This is a genomic window from Synechococcus sp. R8-2 (assembly GCF_047461715.1).
GTDB lineage: Bacteria > Cyanobacteriota > Cyanobacteriia > Thermostichales > Thermostichaceae > Thermostichus.
The window spans coordinates 1-1,703 of record NZ_JANSHQ010000520.1 but is presented as its reverse complement, the minus strand read 5'-3'; the positions used below and the strand labels follow the sequence as shown (position 1 = coordinate 1,703).

Here is a 1,703-nt window from a genome sequence, read left to right as displayed (position 1 = left end):
ACGGCAGGTTGACAGCAGCTACGGTTTTTGTTGCCGCCGATCTAGTTAGCTTTGCTAACTCTACCTCAAGTTCTGGGGGAAGTTGCGCCTGTGGAGATTCCTCTGCCGGGGTTGAGTCAAAAGCTCAGCTAGGTAAGGGTCGTAGAAGCAGGAAGCAACCGGTTGTTTAGTTCATCCTAGGGGGTGAAATAAACGACCATGAGTTGCAGAACGGTCAACAGGAGAGTTGCTCCCACCATCAAACTCCCCCAAATCCATACAACCTGTCGCAGCAGTCCCAAGCTTTCCCGCACCACTTGCGGGGTCAAGGGGCGAGCTGGGATCCCCAATTTGGGTTTCACCTTCGGGATCCCCTGATAGAAATTGGTTCCCCCCAGTTGGATCTGCAGCCGCCAGGCAAAAGCCGCCTCGCTCCACCCGGAATTGGGGCTGGGATCCGCCTGCGCATCCTGACGACACCGCTGCCAAAACCCCCAGGGATCCCGGCTGAGCAGCGCCAGCGTGAGCACCGTCAGGCGGCAGGGCAGCCAAGTCAGCCCATCCTCACAGCGGGCCGGCACTGTGCCCAAATGGGTGAAAGGGGGGTGGCGGTAGCCCACCATCGAATCCAGCGTGCTGCTGGCCTTGTAGGCTAGGGCCAAGGGCGCCCCTCCCAAGAAGGCGTAGAACAGAGGGGCAGTTGCTCCGTCGGGAGTATTTTCGGCCACCGTCTCAATCAGCGCCCGCAAAATCTCCGATGCCGTCAGGTGCTCTGTATCCCGCCCCACGTAGCGGCTGAGACGTTGACGGGCCTCCGGCAGATCCTCTTTTTCCAAGGGATCCAACACCTCCAAGGCGGCAAAGCGCAGGCTGCGCCCTCCCAGACAGCTGGCCATCAGGATCACCTGCACGAGGATCCCTGCCCAGGGGTGGATGGTATTGCCGATGGCGACCAGTCCCCAGCCCACGCCGTAGGATCCCCCCACCAGAGCCAGGGTGAGCACTGCCCCGCCCCACTGTTGTGCTCGCGGAGTTGAGCAGTGCTTGAGGATATAGCCTTGTCCCCAGGCAATTACAGCCCCCATCACCCGCACCGGATGAGGCCAACCCCAGGGATCCGCCAGCAGATAATCCAAAGCCAAAGCTGCCGCCAGCACCAGCCCGGCAGTTGGTTGGGCCGGGAAAAACAGCGATGACTCCATCCCGCCAGCAGGCTCAAACCACAAATCCACTCTCCTGATCCTGAGCCGCCTGCCAGCTCCGAACATCAAAATACAGATCTTCCAAGGTGGTTTCCTCCAGCACCTGCTGCACTTGCCGAGCGATCCGCTTCCACAGGGCTTCCGTCACCCAGTCCAGCCGCTCCGCCGAATACACGGCTGTGGCGTCAGAACTCTCCACAAGAGGATGCAGGGATTCTCCCACCGCCGCCAAAATGGCGCTAATCGGGATCCGCCGCGGCGCCCGTGCCAACCGGTAGCCTCCCTGGGCCCCCCGTTGGGAACAAACCAAGCCGGCCTGGCGCAACTCAATCAGCAACTTTTCCAGGTAGGGAGCTGGGATCCCCTGTCGCTGAGCAATGGCCCGCACCGAAGCCATTTGCCCGGAGCCGAGCATCGCCAGATCCAACAAAGCTTTGATGCTATAGGTGGCCCGCGTTGTCAAGCGCACCGGGATCCCTCTCCGCAGCACTTCTCGATCCTGCCATAGGACTCCGTCCCGCT

At 61.1% G+C, this 1,703-nt stretch carries 2 protein-coding genes; both read right to left on the bottom strand.

Features of this window, described 5'->3' with window-relative positions; all coding sequences use genetic code 11:
- Positions 1 to 176: 176 nt before the first annotated feature.
- The gene (gene cbiB, locus NW819_RS11830; RefSeq protein WP_414413863.1) at positions 177 to 1,181 is read right to left on the bottom strand and encodes an adenosylcobinamide-phosphate synthase CbiB; all 1,005 of its coding nucleotides are present in this window, start codon (positions 1,179 to 1,181) and stop codon (positions 177 to 179) included.
- A gap of 13 nt (positions 1,182 to 1,194) precedes the next feature.
- Positions 1,195 to 1,650, bottom strand: coding sequence for an Rrf2 family transcriptional regulator (locus tag NW819_RS11825; protein ID WP_414331465.1), 456 nt, complete (start codon positions 1,648 to 1,650; stop codon positions 1,195 to 1,197).
- Positions 1,651 to 1,703: the final 53 nt, after the last annotated feature.

Coding starts and splice junctions, on each gene's coding strand:
- cbiB (WP_414413863.1), bottom strand. CDS start 1,181: ATGGAGTCATCGCTGTTTTTCCCGGCCCAACCAACTGCCGGGCTGGTG.